18 protein-coding genes and 1 pseudogene are annotated in these 19,380 nt (G+C 69.9%); 14 read left to right on the top strand and 5 right to left on the bottom strand.

The genetic code is table 11. The annotated features are described in order from the left end of the window. A partial coding sequence (locus AXA74_RS20715) for an autotransporter outer membrane beta-barrel domain-containing protein (RefSeq protein ID WP_155680901.1) occupies positions 1–921 on the top strand: 921 nt, incomplete at its 5' end. Here AXA74_RS20715 and AXA74_RS20710 read toward each other — a convergent pair. After that, positions 918–1,244: a hypothetical protein gene (locus tag AXA74_RS20710; protein ID WP_029581381.1), complete on the bottom strand. Its 327-nt coding sequence runs from the start codon at positions 1,242–1,244 to the stop codon at positions 918–920. The two genes, AXA74_RS20715 and AXA74_RS20710, sit on opposite strands and share 4 nt — an antisense overlap. Positions 1,245–1,408: 164 nt before the next feature. Between AXA74_RS20710 and AXA74_RS20705 the strand changes: the two genes are divergently transcribed. The 9 genes from AXA74_RS20705 to AXA74_RS20665 all read left to right on the top strand — a co-directional run bounded on the left by AXA74_RS20705 (position 1,409) and on the right by AXA74_RS20665 (position 12,080). After that, positions 1,409–1,975 carry a sugar dehydrogenase complex small subunit gene (locus AXA74_RS20705; RefSeq protein ID WP_032955757.1) on the top strand — a complete coding sequence of 189 codons (567 nt, stop codon included), beginning with the start codon at positions 1,409–1,411 and terminating at the stop codon, positions 1,973–1,975. After that, entirely contained in the window at positions 1,975–3,630 is a 1,656-nt protein-coding gene (locus tag AXA74_RS20700; protein ID WP_029581383.1) for a GMC family oxidoreductase, read from the top strand. The genes AXA74_RS20705 and AXA74_RS20700 overlap by 1 nt, the downstream gene beginning before the upstream one ends. Next, positions 3,627–5,015 (top strand): cytochrome c, encoded by a 1,389-nt coding sequence (locus AXA74_RS20695; protein ID WP_376740348.1) that lies wholly within the window; start codon positions 3,627–3,629, stop codon positions 5,013–5,015. Before AXA74_RS20700 ends, AXA74_RS20695 begins: the two co-directional genes overlap by 4 nt. A 104-nt stretch (positions 5,016–5,119) precedes the next feature. After that, positions 5,120–5,638 (top strand): sigma-70 family RNA polymerase sigma factor, encoded by a 519-nt coding sequence (locus AXA74_RS20690; RefSeq protein WP_172899582.1) that lies wholly within the window; start codon positions 5,120–5,122, stop codon positions 5,636–5,638. Further along, positions 5,635–6,657, top strand: coding sequence for a FecR domain-containing protein (locus tag AXA74_RS20685; protein WP_032978225.1), 1,023 nt, complete (start codon positions 5,635–5,637; stop codon positions 6,655–6,657). Before AXA74_RS20690 ends, AXA74_RS20685 begins: the two co-directional genes overlap by 4 nt. A 59-nt stretch (positions 6,658–6,716) precedes the next feature. Continuing rightward, complete coding sequence (locus AXA74_RS20680; RefSeq protein ID WP_185843505.1) at positions 6,717–9,104, top strand: TonB-dependent receptor; 2,388 nt, start codon at positions 6,717–6,719, stop codon at positions 9,102–9,104. Positions 9,105–9,228: 124 nt separating this feature from the next. Beyond that, the gene (locus tag AXA74_RS20675; protein WP_051593824.1) at positions 9,229–10,128 is read left to right on the top strand and encodes an amidohydrolase family protein; all 900 of its coding nucleotides are present in this window, start codon (positions 9,229–9,231) and stop codon (positions 10,126–10,128) included. A 25-nt stretch (positions 10,129–10,153) separates the two neighbouring features. Next, on the top strand, positions 10,154–11,383 hold the full coding sequence (locus tag AXA74_RS20670; protein WP_029581389.1) for an MFS transporter: 1,230 nt from the start codon (positions 10,154–10,156) through the stop codon (positions 11,381–11,383). 73 nt (positions 11,384–11,456) lie between these two features. Next, complete coding sequence (locus AXA74_RS20665) at positions 11,457–12,080, top strand: response regulator transcription factor (RefSeq protein ID WP_032978228.1); 624 nt, start codon at positions 11,457–11,459, stop codon at positions 12,078–12,080. 8 nt (positions 12,081–12,088) lie between these two features. On the opposite strand, the gene AXA74_RS20660 is transcribed toward AXA74_RS20665, so the two are convergent. The 3 genes from AXA74_RS20660 to gcvA all read right to left on the bottom strand — a co-directional run bounded on the left by AXA74_RS20660 (position 12,089) and on the right by gcvA (position 14,541). Then, complete coding sequence (locus tag AXA74_RS20660; protein ID WP_032978232.1) at positions 12,089–12,853, bottom strand: alpha/beta fold hydrolase; 765 nt, start codon at positions 12,851–12,853, stop codon at positions 12,089–12,091. Positions 12,854–12,946: 93 nt separating this feature from the next. Continuing rightward, the gene (locus AXA74_RS20655; protein ID WP_232019813.1) at positions 12,947–13,576 is read right to left on the bottom strand and encodes an LLM class flavin-dependent oxidoreductase; all 630 of its coding nucleotides are present in this window, start codon (positions 13,574–13,576) and stop codon (positions 12,947–12,949) included. 80 nt (positions 13,577–13,656) lie between these two features. Further along, entirely contained in the window at positions 13,657–14,541 is an 885-nt protein-coding gene (gcvA, locus tag AXA74_RS20650) for a transcriptional regulator GcvA (RefSeq protein ID WP_029581393.1), read from the bottom strand. Between the two features lie 127 nt (positions 14,542–14,668). Between gcvA and AXA74_RS20645 the strand changes: the two genes are divergently transcribed. The 4 genes and pseudogenes from AXA74_RS20645 to AXA74_RS24730 all read left to right on the top strand — a co-directional run bounded on the left by AXA74_RS20645 (position 14,669) and on the right by AXA74_RS24730 (position 18,308). Continuing rightward, positions 14,669–15,652: a tripartite tricarboxylate transporter substrate binding protein gene (locus AXA74_RS20645; protein ID WP_029581394.1), complete on the top strand. Its 984-nt coding sequence runs from the start codon at positions 14,669–14,671 to the stop codon at positions 15,650–15,652. A gap of 4 nt (positions 15,653–15,656) precedes the next feature. After that, complete coding sequence (locus tag AXA74_RS20640; RefSeq protein ID WP_032978237.1) at positions 15,657–17,024, top strand: amidase; 1,368 nt, start codon at positions 15,657–15,659, stop codon at positions 17,022–17,024. A 69-nt stretch (positions 17,025–17,093) separates the two neighbouring features. After that, a pseudogene (locus AXA74_RS24735) lies at positions 17,094–17,618 on the top strand (HD domain-containing protein); the annotation flags it as partial. A gap of 75 nt (positions 17,619–17,693) precedes the next feature. Further along, positions 17,694–18,308: an ABC transporter ATP-binding protein gene (locus AXA74_RS24730; RefSeq protein ID WP_048940560.1), complete on the top strand. Its 615-nt coding sequence runs from the start codon at positions 17,694–17,696 to the stop codon at positions 18,306–18,308. 9 nt (positions 18,309–18,317) lie between these two features. On the opposite strand, the gene AXA74_RS20625 is transcribed toward AXA74_RS24730, so the two are convergent. Continuing rightward, positions 18,318–19,295 carry a Bug family tripartite tricarboxylate transporter substrate binding protein gene (locus AXA74_RS20625; RefSeq protein WP_029581396.1) on the bottom strand — a complete coding sequence of 326 codons (978 nt, stop codon included), beginning with the start codon at positions 19,293–19,295 and terminating at the stop codon, positions 18,318–18,320. Positions 19,296–19,380 lie beyond the last annotated feature (85 nt).

The following is a 19,380-nucleotide window of genomic DNA, read 5'->3' as shown; positions in this document are numbered from 1 at the left end:
CTGGCCGCGCCCATGGCGCCCGGCGCGCCCACGGCCGCCGCCGGCGCCAGCGATGCGCCGGCCGCGCCCGCCGCCTTGCCCACGCGGGCCACGGCTCCGCTCTGGGCCCAGGTCAGCGGCGACTGGATGCGCCTGGCCAGCGACGGCAACACCGCCGCCATCCAGCAAAGCAGCACCAACCTGAGCCTGGGCGGCGACGCCGCCGTGGGCGGCGGCTGGCGCCTGGGCGGCGCCTTCGGCTACACCAACGCCCGCATCAGCGGCCAGGACCGCGCCGCCAGCGCCAAGACCGACAGCTATACCGCCACGCTCTACGGCGGCAAGGCCTTCGCCCTGGGCCAGGGCAAACTCAATGTCCTGGCCGGCGCGGCCTACTCCTGGCATGACATCGATTCGCGCCGCCAGGTACGCTACGGCAGCCTGGACCAGACGCTGAAGGCCGACTACGGCGCCAGCAGCACCCAGCTCTTCGCGGAGGTCGGCTACGCGCTGCCGCTGGGCGCACAGGCCAGCATCGAACCCTTCGCGGGCCTGTCCTGGAACAATCTGCGCATGCGCGGCTTCGCTGAATCCGGCGGCTCGGCCGCTCTCTCGGGCCAAGCGCAAAGCGACAACACCACCAGCACCCTGGCCGGCCTGCGCGGCCAGTGGCAGCTGCCCGACTCGGCCATCGCCCTGCGCGGCCTGCTCGGCTGGCGCCACGCCTACGGCACGCTGCGGCCCAGCAGCACCCTGGCCTTCGACCAAGGGCCGGCCTTCAGCGTGGCCGGCGCGCCCATCGCGCGCGATGCCGCGCGCGTCGAACTGGGCGCCGACCTCGTCGTGGTGCGCAACATGACCGCCGGCCTGGCCTACGCCGGCGAATTCGGCGGCGGCAACCGCCAGCACACCGGCACCCTCAACGTGCGCTGGCAGTTCTAGGGACGCCGGGCCTCCAGGCGCGGCAGCAGTTCGCCCGCCGGGAGGCTCTCGCCGTCGAGATGCATTTCCAGGCTGCCGCGCGCGATGGTCAGCAGCCGGGCGGGCGCGCCGCCCGGATAGCGGCGCAGGGCCAGCACCAGGCAGTCCTCGTCCTCGCCGCCCACCCCGCACAGATCCCAATCGCTGCCCGCGAGGTCGAACAGCAATTGCCCGTCGAGGGCGCGCCACGCCCGGGGCGCGTGTATCCAATGGCTCATGCGGACCTCGCGGGGTTCCACCGAAATCACCAGCTCGCCATCCCAATACGCGGTTTCCAGCTCCATCGCCATGCTCCTCGGGCCTGCCTCGCTATGATAAGGTGAACCATCGGCGGCCCGCCGCGCCGCCTCCACGCCAATACACCTCCTGGCCGCATGGCCTTTGCCGTTTTGACAGAAAACCGTCAGCTTGGCCCGTTAAGGTAGCGCTAACATTTCAAGGAGCTGCGTTGGAACTCCCCGATATTCCCTCTGGCGTCCCGCAAGCGCGGCCCCGGCCATCGCGGCAGCGGCGCGCACTCTTGCTGGGGCTCGCCGGCGTCTGCGTGCAAACCTGCCTGCCGGGTGTCGCCCCCGCCGCCCCCGTGGCCGATTCCGCCTTCCTCGCCCTGTCGCGCGTCCTGACGGACCGCCAGCATCTCAATCCCTTGACCGCCTCCCGCATCCAGGCCGCGCTGGCCGGCTCGGGCGTGCGCCAGGCCGCCCGCTTGCCCGAGCTCATCGCGCTGGCCGCTTCGGCCGCCGACAGCGCGCAACTGATGCAGGCGGCCCGCCAGGCCGGCCTGCAGGATCTCGCCGGCGACATCGTGGCGGCCTGGTACACCGGCACGGTGGGCTCGGGACCGGCCGCCGTGCTGGTGGCCTATGAAGAAGCGCTGATGTACCAGCCGGTGCGCGACGCCCTGACCGTGCCCACCTATTGCAGTTACGGCCCCATGTGGTGGACGGCCGCCCCGCCCGATGCGGCCGCGATGCCGCCCGAGCCTCCTCTTCTTCCCACCAGCAAGGCGCTGTGATGACCCGACAAGCAGAATTCCAATCCAACGGCGACGCGCGGGCCGACATCATCGTCGTGGGTTCGGGCGTGGTGGGCGCCATGATCGCCGACCAACTGGCCGCGCGCGGCCATTCCGTGCTCATCCTGGAGGCGGGCCTGCGCATCGAGCGCGGCCAGGCGGTCGAGAACTGGCGCAACATGCCCTTCGCCAACCGGGCGGGCTCCGATTTCCAGGGCCTGTATCCGCAAAGCCCGGACGCGCCCGCCCCGCTCTACTTCCCCGAAAACAACTACGTCCACCTGACCGGCCCCAGCGCCAGCAGTTTCAAGCAAGGCTATCTGCGCACCGTGGGCGGCACCACCTGGCACTGGGCGGCCTCCTGTTGGCGCCACCTACCGGTGGACCTGCGCATGAAATCCGCCTATGGGGTGGGCCGTGACTGGCCCATCTCCTACGATGAGCTGGAGCCCTTCTATCTGCAGGCCGAGAACGAGATGGGCGTCGCCGGGCCGAACGACCCCGCGCGGCAATCCCCGGCCGAGCGCAGCGGGCCCTATCCGATGGACATGGTGCCCTGGGCCTATGGCGACCAGCGCTTCGCCGACGTGGTCAACCCGCACGGCTATCGCTCGGTGCCCATCCCGCAGGGCCGCAGCACCCAGCCCTGGCGCGGCCGCCCGACCTGTTGCGGCAACAACAACTGCCAGCCCATCTGCCCCATCGGCGCCATGTACAACGGCATCCACCATGTGCAGGCCGCCGAAGAAAAAGGCGCCATCGTGCTGGCGCAATCCGTCGTCTACAAGATAGACACCGACGAAAACAACCGCATCACGGCCGTGCACTGGTACGACGCGGCGCGCCGGTCGCACAAGGCGACCGGGCAGCATTTCGTGCTGGCCTGCAATGCCATGGAAACCCCGCGCCTGCTGCTCATGGCCGCCAACGCGCGCAATCCGAAAGGCATTGCCAACCGCTCCGACCAGGTCGGGCGCAACATCATGGATCACTCGGGCTTCCATTGCTATTTCCAGGCCAGCGAGCCGCTGTGGCCCGGTCGCGGGCCGGCGCAAAGCAGCTGCCTGGTCGGCCCGCGCGATGGCGCCTTCCGCGCCGAGTACTCGGCCAACAAAATGATCCTGAACAACATCACCCAGGTCACCCTGGCCACCAAGACCGCGCTGGCCCAGGGCCTGACCGGCAAGGCCCTGGACGCCGAAATCCGCCGCCGCGCCGCGCATGGCGTGGACCTGTCCATCAGCCTGGAGCCCCTGCCCGACCCGAACAACCGGCTGACGCTGAGCAAGACGCGCAGGGATCCGCTTGGCCTGCCCTGCCCCGACGTGCACTACGACGTCGGCGACTATGTGCGCAAAGGCGCCGAGGCCGCCCATGCCCAGCTGCGCCATATCGGCAGCCTGTTCAAGGCGACGGACTTCCTCATCACCACCCAGCTCAACGCCAACAACCACATGATGGGCAGCGTCATCATGGGCTCGGATCCCCGGGACTCGGTGGTCGACGGCGATTGCCGCGCCCATGATCACGACAATCTCTGGCTGCCCGGCGGCGGCGCGATGCCCTCGGCCAGCGTGGTCAACAGCACGCTGACCATGGCCGCGCTAGGCCTGAAGACCGCCGCGGCCATCGCCAGGCGCATGGAGGCGGCATGATGAAGACCCTGCTTTGCGGCCTGGCCCTGGCCCTGCTCCCCCTGGGCGCGCACGCGGCCGATGAGGCCCGGCTGATCGAGCGCGGCCGCATGCTGTCCATCGCCGCCGATTGCATGGCCTGCCACACGCAGGCGCCCAGCGGCAAGCCCTATGCGGGCGGCTATCCCATCCAGAGTCCGCTGGGCACGATCTACGCCAGCAACATCACGCCCTCCACGCGCGCCGGCATCGGCGGCTACAGCCTGGAGGACTTCGCGCGCGCGGTGCGCCAGGGCGTGCGGCCCGACGGCAGCCGGCTCTATCCGGCCATGCCCTACACCTCCTACACGCTCATCACCGACGAGGACATCCAGGCCCTGTACACCTACTTCATGAAGGGCGTGCAGCCGGTGGACGAACCATCGCCGGCCACCGACCTGCCCTTTCCTTTCGGCATACGCGCCTCCATGCGGGTCTGGAACGCGCTGTTCCTGGAGGACAAGCGCTTTACGCCCGACCCGGACCAAAGCGCCGAGGTCAACCGGGGCGCCTATCTCGCCCGCGCGCTGGCGCATTGCAGCAGCTGCCACACCCCGCGCAACGCCCTCATGGCCGAAGACCCGAAACGCCCGCTGGGCGGCGGCATGGTGGGCCCCTGGCACGCCCCCAACATCAGCAGCGATCCGCAAGCCGGCATCGGCGGCTGGACCAATGAAGAAATCGTGCAATACCTGCGCACCGGGCGCGTGGCGGGCAAGGGCCAGGCCGGCGGCTCCATGGCCGAGGCGGTCGAGCACAGCTTCCAGCACATGCCGCAGGCCGATCTCGCGGCCATCGCCGCCTATCTGAAGAGCACCCCGCCCGTGCCCGCCGACGCCGCCGCGCCCGCCGCCTACGCGCGCGGCGCCGCCATCAGCCCCGAGGCCGGCCTGCGCGGCGCCGATCCACAGACGGCCAATCTCAGCCTGAAAAGCGGCGCGGCGCTCTTCAGCGGCTATTGCGCCAGCTGCCACCAGGCCGGCGGCCAGGGCAGCGCCGGCCAGGCCTACCCCTCGCTCTTTCACAACACGGCCACCGGCGCCGGCAGCGCCAGCAATCTCATCGCCGCCATCCTCTATGGCGTGGACCGCAACGTGGGCGGGCAGCATGTGCTGATGCCGCGCTTCGATGCAAAATCGTATGTGCAGCCGCTCAGCGATGCGCAAATCGCCCTGATCGCCAACTATGTGCTGGCCAATTACGGCAACGCGCGGCTGTCGGTCACGCCGGACGATGTCCGGCAGGCCCGCCAGGGCGGCCCGGCGCCGCTGCTGGCCCGGGCGCAGCCCTATATGTTGCCGGCCGCCGTGACGGCCTTGCTCATCGTCCTACTGGGACTGTTGCTGCTGCGCCGCCGCCGCGCCTGACCCCTCTCGCCCCGGACAATAATAACGATTACTATTACGCAATCCGGGGCGAGCCCGCCTCGCCCGCGGCCATGCACCAGCGCGCATGGCCTCATGCTTGGCTAATGGCGAGATCCTGCGTGCACCCCGCGACCCTAGAAACCCTCTACACCGACCATCATTCCTGGCTGCGAGGGTGGCTGCATCGCCGCCTGGGCAATACCGAACAGGCCGCCGACCTGGCGCACGACACCTTCATCCGCCTGCTGTGCAGCGAGCGCGTGCCGGCCGCCCTGGACGAGCCGCGCGCCTTTCTCACCACCGTGGCCCAACGGCTGGTCTCCAATCACTGGCGCCGCGAAAAACTCGAACGCGCCTACCTGGAGGCGCTGGCCCAGGCGCCCCAGGCCCTGGCGCGCTCGCCCGAAGAGCGGGCCATCCTGCTGGAAACCCTGTTCGAGCTGGACCGGCTCCTCGATGGCCTGCCGGCCGTGGTGCGGCGCGCCTTCCTGCTGTCGCAGCTTGATGGCCAGACCCATGCCCAGGTCGCGCAGGCGCTGGGCGTGTCCATCCCCACGGTCAAGCGCCATATCGTGCGCGCACTGGCGCGCTGCTGTTTCGCCGACCTGTCTTTCCACCCATGAAAGCCGGCTCCACCTGGTACCACGCCACGCAGGAAGCGGCCGGCATCGCGCCCGAAGTGGCCGAACGCGCCCTGCAATGGCTGCTCGACCTGCGCGAGGACGCCACGCCCCAGACCCGCCGGGCCTGGGCGCAGTGGCATGACGCCCATCCCGACCATGCCCGGGCCTGGTCGCGCATCGAATCGGTCATGGGCCAGCTGCGCGCCCTGTCCGCCCCCGACAGCGCGACCGCCGCCCGCAGCGCCTTGCTGCCGCGGCGCCGCGCCGGCCTCAAGGCCCTGGCCGCGCTGGCCATGGCCGGCGGCTCGGCCTGGGCCCTGCGCGACACTGTCGCCTGGCGCGAATGGGCCGCCGACCAGCGCACCGCCATCGGCCAGCGGCGCGCGCTCACCCTGCCCGACGGCACGCACATCGTCCTGAACACGCACAGCGCCATCGACCTGCGCTACGGGCCGGCCGAGCGGCGCCTGTACCTGGTCGCCGGCGAAGTGCTCATCGTCACGGCGCCCGACCGCCAGGCGCCGCCACGCCCTTTCCTGGTCCAGACGCGCCAGGGCGTGGCGCGCGCCCTGGGCACCGAGTACAGCGTGCGGCAGCACGGGAACGAAACCTGCGTGAGCGTGCTGCGCGGCAGCGTGCGCATCGAGCCGCGCGAGCACCCCGGCCGCGGCCTGCTGCTGGCCGCCGGCCGCCACGCCCGCTACACCGCCGAAGGCATCGCGGGCGACGGTCCGGCCGACGAGCGCGACCTGGCCTGGAAAGACGGCTTCATCATGGCGCGCGGCATGCGGCTGGCCGACTTCCTGGCCGAGCTGGGCCGCTACACCGAGGCCAGCCTTTCCTGTGACCCGGCCGTGGCCGGCCTGCAGGTCTCGGGCGCCTTTCCGACCGGCGACGCGGAGCAGGTGATGGCGGCGCTGGCGGCCACGCTGCAACTGCGCCTGGAGACGCAGGCGCCGCTGTGGCGCGCGCGGCGGCTGCGCCTGCTCGCGGTTACAAAATTCCCCGTCCAAGGCTGATCCCTTTTTGCTTTTCGCGGGTCAGGAGGATTGAAAACCTCCTCCGAGAAAGACCTGCCATGAAACATCGCCCCCGATTTTCCCTGCCCGCCCTCACGCTGACCTCCCGCCTGGCCCTGGGCGCGCTGGGCGCCGCCGCGTCCCTGGCCTGGCCCCTGGCGGTCCAGGCCCAGGCCAGCCGCAGCTATGACATCCCCGCCGGCACGCTCGAAGACGTGCTGGGCCGCTTCGGCCGCGAGGCCGGCGTGCTGCTGTCCTTCCGGCCCGACGTGACCCAGGGGCTGGCCAGCCCCGGCCTGCGCGGCAGCTACACCGTGCAGGCCGGCCTGCAGCAGCTGCTGGCCGGCACCGGCATCCAGGCCCGGCCGCAGGCCGCCGGCGGCTATGTGCTGGAGCGCAGCGGCGGCGTGGCCCAGCTGCAGCCCATCACAGTGGCCGCCAGCGCCGCGGTCGACGCCCTGCCCGCGCCCTATGCCGGCGGCCAGATCGCCCGCGGCGGCGGCCTGGGCATGCTGGGCACCGCCGACGTGATGGACGTCCCCTTCAATACCACCAACTACACCGCGCAAACACTGGAAAACCAGCAGGCGCGCACGCTGGCCGACATCGTGATCAACGAGGCCTCGGTGCGCACGCTCACTTCCAGCGGCGGTTTCGGCGAGGATTTCCAGATCCGCGGCTACACCGTCTCCAGCGGCGACGTGGGCTTGAACGGACTCTACGGCCTGGCCTCGTCCAGCCGCATGCCGGCCGCCATCATGGAGCGGGTCGAGGTGCTCAAGGGCCCGGGCACGCTCATGAACGGCATCGGGCCCAATGGCAGCATAGGCGGCGGCATCAACGTCGTCACCAAGCGCGCCGGCGACGATCCGCTGACCCGTGTCACGGCCACCTACCAAGACAAATCGCAGCTTGGCGGCATGGTCGACATGGGCCGCCGCTTCGGCCAGGACAATGAATGGGGCATCCGCGTCAACGGCGTCTATCACAATGGTGATACCACCATCGACCACGGCAGCCAGCGCCAGGGCGTGGGCGCGCTGGCGCTGGACTATCGCGGCCCGCGGCTGCGCGGATCGCTCGATGCCTACACCCAGCAGGAGCGCACCGATAATTTCCGCCCGCAGGTCGGCTTCCAGTCCTCGGTGACCGACCTGCCCTCGCCGCCTTCCGGACACCGCAATTTCTATCCCGGCACGCAGCTCGAACTGAAAGACTCCACCGTCGCCTCGCGCCTGGAGTACGACCTCAACGACAGCCTCACCGTCTATGCCGCCGGCGGCTACCGCTACGGCACCGCCAACCAGACCTTTCCTTCGGGGCCCGTGGACCAGGACGGCGGCTTCACGGTCCGCAATGCCTTCTACGACTCGTATTCCCGCAGCTCGACCGGCGAAATCGGCCTGCGCGCGCGCTTCGATACCTGGGGCGTGAAGCACAACCTGTCGCTGGGCGCCACGCGCCTGGACCAGGAACTGGGCAACTTCTATATCACCTCCACGGGCACCGCGGCCTCGAATATCTACCATCCCGCCCCGCTGCCCGAAGTCACCGGCCATCGCGGTTCGCCCAGCAAGGCCTCCGAGACCGCGCTGACCAGCTTCACGCTGGCCGACACCCTGTCCTTCGCCGATGACCGCCTGATGATCACCGGCGGCCTGCGCCAGCAGCGCGTGGCCCTGGACAACTATTCGACGGCCACGGGCGACCGCACGAGCTCCTACGACGAGAGCGCCATCTCCCCCTTGGCGGGCGTGGTGTTCAAGCCCTGGTCCAATGTCTCGCTGTACGGCAACTTCACCTCGGGCCTGACGCGAGGCGGCGTGGCGCCGGCCACGGCGGCCAACGCCGGCCAGGTCTTCGCGCCCTACAAGTCCAAGCAATACGAGGCGGGCGTCAAGGTCGACTGGGGCAGCGTGATCACCAGCGCCTCGGTCTTCCAGATCACCCGGCCCAACTCGATGACGGACCCGGACACCAACGTCTACAGCTTCGACGGCGAGCAGCGCAACCGCGGTTTCGAACTGGCGGCCACCGGCGAGGTCACGCCGGGCCTGCGCGTGATGGCCAGCGCCACTTTCTACGACGCCAAGATCACCCGTAGCGCGGGCGGCGTCAATGACGGCAATGACGCCAACGGCGTGCCCGACAGCGCCTTCAACCTGGGCGTGGACTGGGATATGCCCTGGGTGCGGGGCCTGAGCCTGAACGCGCGCGTGATCCACACCTCCTCGGCCTGGTTCAACGCCGCCAACACCATCCGCCTGCCATCGTGGACACGCTACGACGTGGGCGCGCGCTACAGCACGCGCGTCATGGGCCGCGCCGTGGTGTTCCGCGCCAACATCGAGAACCTGTTCAACCAGACCTATTGGCTGGCCAGCGGCACCTATGCCACGGTTGCCGCGCCGCGCGCCTTCCTGCTGTCGGCCCAGATCGATTTCTGAAGCCGCCCCCGGGCGGGGCGCCCGGCGCCACACACATACGGAAACGCCTCGATACCCGGGCCGCCGATGCCCGGGTGTACCCTAGGCCAACGTCGCGCAACAGACGCGCCCAGGGAGACTCCGCATGACCACCAGCCCCCCACCCGGCGAAGTGCCTTTCTGCCTGCCGCCCCTGCCCCTGCCGCAACAGGCGCCGCCCGCCTTCGAGGCGCCGCCCCTGGCCTGCGATACCCATGCGCATGTGGTGGCCGCCGACCGCCGCGCCTATCCCATGGTGGCCGAGCGCAGCTACACCCCGCACCCGGCCACCGAGGAAGCCTATCTCGCCATGCTCGCCGCCAACGGCATGGAGCGCGGCGTGCTGGTGCAGATCAGTGTCTACGGTACCGACAACCGCTACATGCTGGAGGTCTTGCGGCGCCATCCCGAGCGCCTGCGCGGCATTGGCGTGGTGGCGCCCGACATCGGCGATGCGCAGCTGCGCGACATGCACGAGGCCGGCGTGCGCGGCCTGCGCATCAATGTGCTCTTTGGCGGCGGCATCGGCTTTGACGCCATGGAAACGCTGGCCCACCGCATCAAGGACATGGGCTGGCATATGCAATTCCTCATGGATGCGCGGCAGTTGCCCGAACTGCTGCCGCGCATGCGCAAGCTGCCCGTGCCCGGCGTGGTCGACCACATGGGGCATATGCCGGTGGCCGAAGGCCTGCAAAGCCCGGGCTTCCAGGCGCTGGCCCATCTGGTCCAGGACCATGGCTGGTGGGTCAAGCTCTCGGGCGCCTACCGCATCAGCGCGCAATACGATGGCTACGCCGATGTCCTGCCCTGGGCCCAGGCCCTGATCGCCATGGCGCCGGACCGCATGGTCTGGGGCAGCGACTGGCCGCATGTGCATATCTCGCCCATGGTCAATACCGGCAAGCTGCGCAACCAGCTGGCCGAGTGGGCGCCCGATCCCTGGACACGGCAGGCCATCCTGGTGGACAACCCCCAGCGGCTGTACGGCTTCCCTTCACGTTGACACCCGCCGCGGCGAGGATGACACCATGCAATGGTATCGAGAGCTGAATCAAACCGAACGGCGCACCTTCGTGGCCGCCTTCGGCGGCTGGGCCATCGACGCCCTGGACTTCATGGTCTTCACCTTTGTGATCTCCACCCTCATCAGCCTGTGGGGGATAGAGAAGGGCCAGGCCGGCATGCTGGGCACCGTCACCCTGCTGTTCTCCGCCATCGGGGGCTGGCTGGCCGGCATCCTCGCCGACCGCTACGGACGGGTGCGCGTGCTGCAGGTCACCATTCTCTGGTTTTCCGCCTGCACCGTGGCCATCGGCTTCGCGCAGAACTTCGAGCAGCTTTTCGTGCTGCGCGCGCTGCAAGGGCTGGGTTTCGGCGGCGAATGGGCCGTGGGATCGGTGCTCATGGGCGAGATCGTGCGCGCCGAACACCGCGGCAAGGCCGTCGGCACCGTGCAAAGCGGCTGGGCCATAGGCTGGGGCGTGGCGGCCATTCTCTACACCATCGCCTTCTCGGTGCTGCCGCCCGAATGGGCCTGGCGCACGCTCTTCTGGATAGGGGTCATCCCGGCCCTGCTGGTGCTCTATATCCGCAAGCATGTGCCCGAGCCCGAAGTCTTCCAGCGCGCGCGCAGCCAGCTCGAAGCCTCGGCCGCGCGGCCCTCGTTCTGGATGATATTCTCGCCGGCGCTGCTCAAGACCACGGTCATCACCGCCCTGCTCTGCACCGGCGTGCAAGGCGGTTATTACGCCATCACCACCTGGCTGCCCACCTTCCTGAAAACCGAACGCCACCTGTCGGTCATGGGCACGGGCGGCTACCTCATGGTCATCATCGTCGGCTCCTTCTGCGGCTATATCGCCGGCGCCTACCTGGCCGACCGGCTGGGCCGGCGCGCCAATCTGCTGATTTTCTCGGTGCTCTCGGGCCTCAGCGTCTATGTCTACACCCTGGTGCCGCTGACCGATGCGCAGATGCTGGTGCTGGGATTCCCGCTCGGCTTTGCCGCCTCGGGCATATTCAGCGGAGTGGGGGCTTACCTGACCGAACTGTTTCCCACCGAGGTGCGCGCCAACGGCCAAGGCTTCGCCTATAACTTTGGCCGCGGCATCGGCGCGCTGTTTCCCAGCCTGGTCGGCTTTCTGAGCCAGACCCAGGGGCTGGCATGGGCCATCGGGGCCTTTGCCACCGGCGCCTATGCCATCGTCATCGTCACGGCCCTGTTGCTGCCCGAGACCCGCGGACGGGTGCTGAAGTAGCGCCCTGAGGGCTGGCCGCGCGCCTCTTGCTAAGATACCGGCGTGCCCGCGTCACGGGCGCTGGAGTTTCCCCATGACCACCGTCCTGCTGGTGGATGATCACACCATGTTCCGCGAAGGCCTGGCCCTCGCCCTGCAGCACACCGCGCCCGCGCTGCAGCTGCTGCCGGCTGCCACCGGCGCGCAGGCGCTGGCCCTGCTCGACGACCTGCGCGGCATCGATCTCGTCGTCATGGACTACTACCTGCCCGACATGGCGGGCACCGAACTGCTGCGGCGGCTGCGCCAACGCCGGCCCCAGCTGCGCATCCTGGTGCTGTCGGCCTCGGAAGACCCGGAAGACCGCCGGCGCGCCCTGGAGGCGGGCGCCCAGGATTACCTGCACAAATCCGCCAGCTCCCGCACCCTGGCCAGCGCGCTGGCCGCGCTCGGGCAGGCCAGGCCCGGCATGCCCGCGGCGGCCGGCGCGGCGCCGGATGCCGCCGCCCTGCTGCGCGCCCTCACCCCGCGCCAGCTCGACGTGCTGCGCCTGATCTGCGACGGCCTGCGCAACAAAGCCATCTCCGAACAGCTCAACATGAGCGAGAAAACCGTCAAAAGCCATGTCTCGGCCATTCTGGGCACCCTGGGCGTGCTCAACCGCACCCAGGCCGCCCTGGTCGCCCGGCGCGGCGGCCTGTTCGGCAAGCCCGCCTGAGGCACCCGCTAGGCCTTCAGCCACGCCCCGATCACCGCCAGCACCGCATCGGGCTGTTCGCGGTGCGGCACATGGCCGCAGGCCGCGAACACCTGCTGGCGGCCGCCGGTCAGGCGGGCGATGCGTTCGACATGGACCAGCGAGCCGTATTCATCGGTATCGCCGTGCAGGGCCAGCACGGGGCAGCGGACGCGGCCCAGTTCGGCATCGAGGTTCCACTGCGCGAAATCCGGCGCCAGCCAGCTGTCCACCCAGGCGCTCAGCACCCAGGCCGCCTTCTCGCCATGGTATTTCTTCAGGCGGTCCAGCTGGCCGGGCTGGGCGAAATCCTCGCGCGCCTGGCGGATACCCGACAGCGTGCGCGCCTCGGCAAAGACCTGGGCCGATTCGGTGATGAGGCCGCGGCAATCCGGCGAGCCGGCGGCCGCGATGGCCATGCCGCCGCCCACGCTGTGGCCCATGGCGACAAAATCGCCTATGCCCAGTTGCTCGCGCAGGCGGCGCAGGCCCTCGTCGGCCTCCCGGCTGACGAAATCCAGGGTGAGCCTGCCGGGGTGGGGATCGGAGCGGCCAAAGCCCAGGCGGTCATAGGCGATCACCTCGCGCCCGGTGGCCTCGGCCAGGCGCTGCGGAAAATCACGCCACAAGGTCACGCAGCCCAGCGAGTCATGCAGCAGCACCACGGGCGGCAGGCCGGTATCTGCGGCGCGCCAGCGGCGGGCGTACAGACGGCCTTGGTCGGTCTCGATGAAATCGTCTTGAGTCGTGAACATGGCTCGGCGTCAGGCAACGGAGATCACGATAGTAGCCTTCCAGCCGGTCTTGTGCTTGCCGCCGACCGGAGGGCGCCGCGCCCGCCCGATGCCTCATTGTCCGCGCAGCAGCGGCAGCAGATCCCGGCCCTGGCGTTCGATCTCGCGCAGATAGGGCGTATCGGAAAGCACGAAATGCGTGATGCCCAGCGCCTGGTACTTGCGCAAGGCCGCCGCCACCTCGCCCGCCGAGCCCACCAGCCAGGTCGTACCCGCCCCGCCGCCGCCGTGGCGGCCCGGCGCGGTGTAGAGATTGTCATCCAGCACCTCGCCGCGCGCCTGCAGGTCGAGCAGGCGGCGCTGTCCCACCGCCACCGCGTGGCGGTGATCCTGCCAGCCCTGGCCCTGGACGCGCGCCATCTCGGCCACCTTCGCCTCGGCATCGGCCCAGGCCTGCGCGCTCGTCCCGCGCACCAGCGTCGTCACGCGCAGCCCGAACTCCAGCGGCGCATGCCGGCGGCCCAGCCGGGCCGACAGCGTCTTCAGGCGGTCGATCCGCTCGGCCACATCGGCCAGCGGCTCGCCCCAGAAAAGCTGCACATCGGCCTCGGTGGCCGCGACCTGTTCGGCCGCCTCGGAAGCGCCGCCGAAATACAGCCTGGGATGGCGGCGCTCGCCGCGCGCGCCGCCATGCGCGCAGGCCGCCGGACACCCTTGCGCCCCGGTCACGCCGATCCGGCCCATCCCGCTGCAAGGCCGCAGACGCCTCTACATCGGCCTGGCGGTGGCTTACCGCGGCTTGTGCGACCCGCGCCGCGTCCACGCTAAGGCAGCGCGAACGAGGCCACCCAGGCCCGGAACTGCCTGAGCTCGCGCGAGGAGCGGCGATAGGCCTGCGGCGGCAGCACAAAGTAATAGCTCTGCGCGCCCAGGTCCACCGTGAGGTCGAAGGGCGCGACCAGCCGGCCCTCTTGCAGCTCTTTCTGCACCAGGGGTTTCTGGGCGATGGCCACGCCATAGCCCTCCAGCGCCGCCTCATAGGCCAGGGCCGAGGACTCATAGCGCAAGCCGCGCGCCACGTCTATCTCCCTGACCCCGGCCGCGCGCAGCCAGATCTCCCAATAGTCGGGACGCGCCAGGGTATGCAGCAGGACCTCGCGCGCCAGGTCGGCGGGCTTGCGCAGGCGGGCGCGCTTGGCCGGCGTGCAGACCGGCAGCAGCTCATTGACCATGAGCTTGTAGCTCAAGAGCCCGCGCCAATGGCCGTCGCCCATGCAGATGGCGGCATCGAGGTCCTCGCGTTCGAAGTCGGGCGGCTCCACCGAGGTATGCAGCTTGACGTCGATGTCGGGATGATCGCGATGCAGGCCCGACAGGCGCGGCAGCAGCCAGCGCATGGCCACGCTGTGCGGCGCCTTGATGACGAACTGCCGCCGGCGCGAGCGCTCGCCCAGTTCGGCGGTGGCGCGGTGCAGGCCGCTGAACAGCCGCGCGATGTCGGCGTGATAGCGGCGGCCGGCATCGGTCAGGACGATGCGGCGATGCTGGCGCAGGAACAAGCGCAGGCCCAGGTGCTCTTCAAGCTGGCGGATCTGGCGGCTGACGGCGGCGGGCGTGACGCAGAGTTCGGCGGCCGCGCCATTGATGCTGCCCACGCGGCCCACGACATCAAAGCAGCGCAGCGCGTTAAGCGGAGGCAGTGCATCCATCGCGGGTGTTCGGTTAACAAAAACTTAAGTGTGCCATACATAAAGTCGTTTGAAGCCGCCCGCCCGACGCCCCAAGATGGCAGGGCCGCGCCCTATGCGGCCCAGAACACACCACAAGGGGAACACCATGTCCAACAAGCTGGCCCGATGGCTGGGCCTTGCCGCGGCCTGCGCGGCGACTCTCCTGGCCGCGCCGGCCTCGGCCGATCCGTATCCGCAACGCCCGGTCAGCATCATCGTGCCGACCACGCCCGGCGGCACCGCCGATATCCTGGCCCGCCTGATCGGCCCCCGGCTGGCGCAGCGCTGGGGCCAGGCCGTGGTGGTCGAGAACAAGCCCGGCGCCGGCACGCTCATCGGCTCGGAGTACGTCGCCCGGGCCAAGCCCGACGGCTACACCCTGATGCTGACCTTCAATGAGCTGGCGACCGTGGCCGCCCTGAACCGCAACGCCAGGCTGGACGTCGAGAACGGGCTGGCGCGCATCGGCAAGATCGGCAGCCTGCCGGTGCTGGTGCTCACGCGCCCGGGCATCGATGATCCCAGCCTGCAGGCCTTGATCGAGCGTTTCCGCGCCAGCCCCGGCAAGTACACCTATGCCTCCAATGGTTCGGGTTCATCCCTGCAGCTGTTTACCGAGATCTTCAAGCGCGAGGCCGGCGTGGACGTCATGCACGTGCCCTACCGGGGCGCGCTGGAAGCCTCGATGGCCACGATAAGCGGCGAAGTCGACCTGCTGGTGCAGTTTGCCTCGGGCAATGTCATCAACCATGTCAAGGCCGGCAAGATGCGGGCCTATGCCGTGGCCTCGCCCGAGCGGCTGGAGGGCCTGCCCGAGGTGCCCACGGCCGCGCAAGCCGGCCTGCCGGGCCTGCGCCTGGAAGCCTGGTACGGCCTGTTCGCGCCGGCCGGCCTGCCGGCGGCGCTGACGCAGAAGATCAACCAGGACATGAACGAGGTGCTGGCCGAACCCGAGATCCGCGAGCGCCTCAAGGGCATCAATCTGCTGGTGCAGCCCGGCACGCCTGAACAATTCGACAGTTTCTTCCGCGCCGAACACAAGCGCTGGACCGGCCTCATCCAGAGCGCCGGCATCAAGAGCAGTGAGTAAACCCATGACCTACGATCCCCGCAACCCCCAAGCGCTGACCTTTCATGATGCCCGCCCGGCCTTTCTGGACGCGCGGGACACGCCCCGAGACTACCTGGAACGCTGCCTGGACGTCATCGGCCGCCGCGAAGGCCAGCTCAAGGGCTGGGTGGTGCTCAACCCGGAGGGCGCCCGCCAGGCCGCCGACGCCAGCGCCAGGCGCTATCGCGAAGGCCGGCCGCTGTCGGCCATCGACGGCATGCCGGTGGGCATCAAGGACTTGATCGAAACCCGCGACATGCCCACGCAGATGGGCTGCAAGGCTTTCGACGGCAACTTCCCCAAGAACGACAGCGCCGTGGTGCGCGCCCTGCGCGACGCCGGGGCCATCATCCTCGGCAAGACCGTCACCACCGCGCTGGGGTTCCTCGACCCCGGCCCCACGACCAACGCCTTCGACCCGCTGCGCACGCCGGGCGGCTCCTCCAGCGGCTCGGGCGCCGTGGTGGGCGCCAACATGGTGCCGCTGGCCATCGGCTCGCAGCTCGTCGGCTCGGTGCTCAGACCGGCCAGCTACAACGGCAATTGGGCGCTCAAGCCCACCTTCGGCGCCATCAACCGCGGCGAGCGGCTGGGTCTGAGCCAAGCGCATGTGGGCATCCACGCCAACGCCGTGCAGGATATGTGGCAAGCCGCGGCCGAGATCGCCCTGCGCGCCGGCGGCGACCCCGGGCATCCCGGCCTCTACGGTCCCCTGGCGCCGCCGGCGCCCGAAAAGCCCGCCCGCCTCGTCGCGCTCGAGACCGAAGGATGGGCGCGCGCCGAACCCGCCGCCCGGCGGGCCTTCGAAGCCGTCCTGGAACGCCTGTCCGCGCAAGGCGTCACCATCCTGCGCCGCGCCGAGGCGCCCCTGGTCGAGTCGCTGGAGCGCGCCATCTCGCAGGCCGCGGCCCTGTCGCTGCGGCTCATATCCTGGGAGCAGCGCTGGTCGCTGGCCAACCTGGTCGACAACCATCCCGACACCCTGGGGCCCAGCCTGGTGCGCCAGCTCGAAAGCGGGCGCGCCATGACGCTGGCCGACTATCGCGAATGCCTGCTGCTGCGCGAACACGCCCGCCAATGCCTGGCGGCGCTGGCCACGCAGTGCGATGCCCTGGTGAGCCTGAACGCCTGCGGCCCCGCGCCCTTGATGGCCGACATCCGCGACAGCAAATACCCCACCGGCGACGTCTCCTTCGCCTGCGCCTCCTCGCTGCTGGGCGCGCCGGCCCTGAACGTGCCGGTGATGGCGGTGGACGGCCTGCCGCTGGGCCTGCAGGTCATGGGCCTGGCGCACAGCGATGCGCGCATGACCGCCATCGCCACTTGGCTGGCGCAGCCCCTCCTGGACTGAGGCGCGGCAACGGGGCGGGCGGGGCCGCGCTATACTTTTTTTCCAGCGACTCCCAGGCCCCGCCCCAGCGTGAACCCGACTCCCCTGGAACGCCAGCTCTCCTTCCTGCGCGAAATCGACCAGCTCAAGCGCGTCTTGCGGATGACGCCGCTCATCGACCGCTCGCGCCGCGAAAACAGCGCCGAGCACTCCTGGCACCTGGCCATGTATGCCCTCATCCTGGCCGAACACGCGGCCGCGCCGGTCGATGTCCTGCGCGTCGTGAAAATGCTGCTGGTGCATGACATCGTCGAGATCGACGCGGGCGATGCGCCCTTGCACGACGCAGCGGCGCGGGCCGGCCAGGCCGAGCGCGAACAGGCGGCCGCGCGGCGCATTTTCTCGCTGCTGCCGCCGGAGCAGGCCGCCGAACTGCGCGCGCTCTGGGATGAGTTCGAGGCCGGCGCCAGCGACGACGCCCGGTTCGCGCGATCCCTGGACCGCCTGCAGCCCCTCTTGCACAACACCGCCACCGGCGGCGGCACCTGGGTGGACGGCCGCGTGAGCGAAGAACAGGTCATGGCGCGCTACGGGCCGGCCATCGAAGGCGGCGCGCCGGCCCTGTGGGCCGAAGCCGCCAGGCGCGTGCGCAAGCACTTCCATCCCCCCACCCTCGACGATTCCACCGCCATGCTACGTATCGACAATCTCGGCAAGCGCTACGGCGACCATGCCGTCTTCCAGGGGCTCACACACACCTTCGGCCCGGGATGCGTGGCCTTGTGCGAACAAGAAAGCACCGGCAAATCCAGCCTCCTGGGCATCATCGCGGGCGTGCTCGCGGCCGATGAGGGCGAGGTCTGGATCGCCGGGCATTCGCTGGCGCGCGAGCCGCGCCAGGCGCTCGCCCGCCTGGCCTATGTGCCCGACGACTGCCTGAGGCAGCCCGGACAGACCGGCATCGAACTGTTGCGCCAGACCGCCGCCGCGAAAAACGTGCCGCTGGACGAGGCCACCTTGGAGCTGGCCCGGCGGCTGGGGCTGGAGCCCCATCTGGAAAAGCGCTTCGACCAGATGTCGACCGGCACGCGCCGCAAGGTCTTCCTGGCCGCCGCCGCCCTGGGCCAGCCGGCGGTCGTCATCGCCGATGGGCCGGACAAGGGCCTGGACGCCCAGGCCCGCGCCGTGCTGGCCGACACCTTCGGGCACTGGGCGCGCGACCGTGTCGTGCTCTTCGCCAGCCACGACCCGGATCTCGTGCGGGCCTGCGGCGCGCGCGTGGCCGACGTCGGCGCGCTGCGCTAGCCGCGGCGTCTACTGCGGCTCTATCCGGGCATCGACGGCGCGCTGGGTCCAGACCCCGCGCTGCGCGCGGGCAAAGGCCTGGTGCTCGTCGACCGTGTTGGGCGACACCTGCATGCCCAGCGATTCAAAGCGCTGCACCACCTCGGGCTCGCGCAGGATGGCGGCCACTTCCTGGTTCAGGCGCTGCACGATGTCGTCCGGCGTGCCGGCCGGCGCCGCCACGCCGACCCACACCACCAGGTCGAAATTCTTGTAGCCCAGCTCGGCCAGCGTGGGCACCTCGGGGAAGTCCTTGGCGCGCGCATGGCCGGTGAAGGCCAGGCCGCGCAGCTTGCCGCTCTGCATGAAGGACGTCACCACCGAGAGGTCGGCGAACAGATAATCCACATGCCCGCCCAGCAGGTCGGTGACCGCCGGCGGCTGGCTCTTGTAGGGCACGGCGTTGGCCGCCGCGCCGGCCACGGTGTTGAACGTGGCGCCGGCGATCTGGCTGGTGGGCGAGCCGTAGGCGTAGTTCAGCGGCTTGTTCTGCGTGGCCTTGACCAGCGCCTGCAGCGAGTCATAGGGCGCGCGCACCACCAGCATCATGGGGATGGTGGCGATCCGGATCACATGGATGAAATCGTCCGTCGGGTCGAAAGGCAGCTTGCGGAACAGGGCCGGCGTGGCAGAGTGCGTCGAGCTGCTGGTGAGGATGAGGGTATAGCCGTCGGGCTGGGCGCGCGCCGCGAAGGCCGACCCGATGGTGCCCGAGGCGCCGGGCTTGTTCTCGATCACGATGGGCACGTTCAGGCGCGGGCCGAGTTTTTCGCTGATGATGCGCGCGCTGGTGTCGGTGGCGCTGCCCGGCGAGAACGGCACCACGATGGTGATGGGCTTATCGGGATAGGCCGCCCGCGCGGCGGGCGCCGCCAGGGCGCCCAGAACGGCCAGGCCGCCCAGGACCAGGGCGCCGACCGTGCCGGCCATGGATGCGCGCTTCTTCATCATTTGTCTCCTGTCGGGGCCGGGCAGGCCCGCTTGCATGAGGGCGTATGATGCGCGCCGGCCGCTTATCCCAACAAGGGACTAA

The organism is Bordetella hinzii LMG 13501, from assembly GCF_001548475.1.
Taxonomy (GTDB): Bacteria; Pseudomonadota; Gammaproteobacteria; order Burkholderiales; family Burkholderiaceae_B; genus Bordetella; species Bordetella hinzii.
This window is presented reverse-complemented; position numbering and strand designations above follow the sequence as displayed.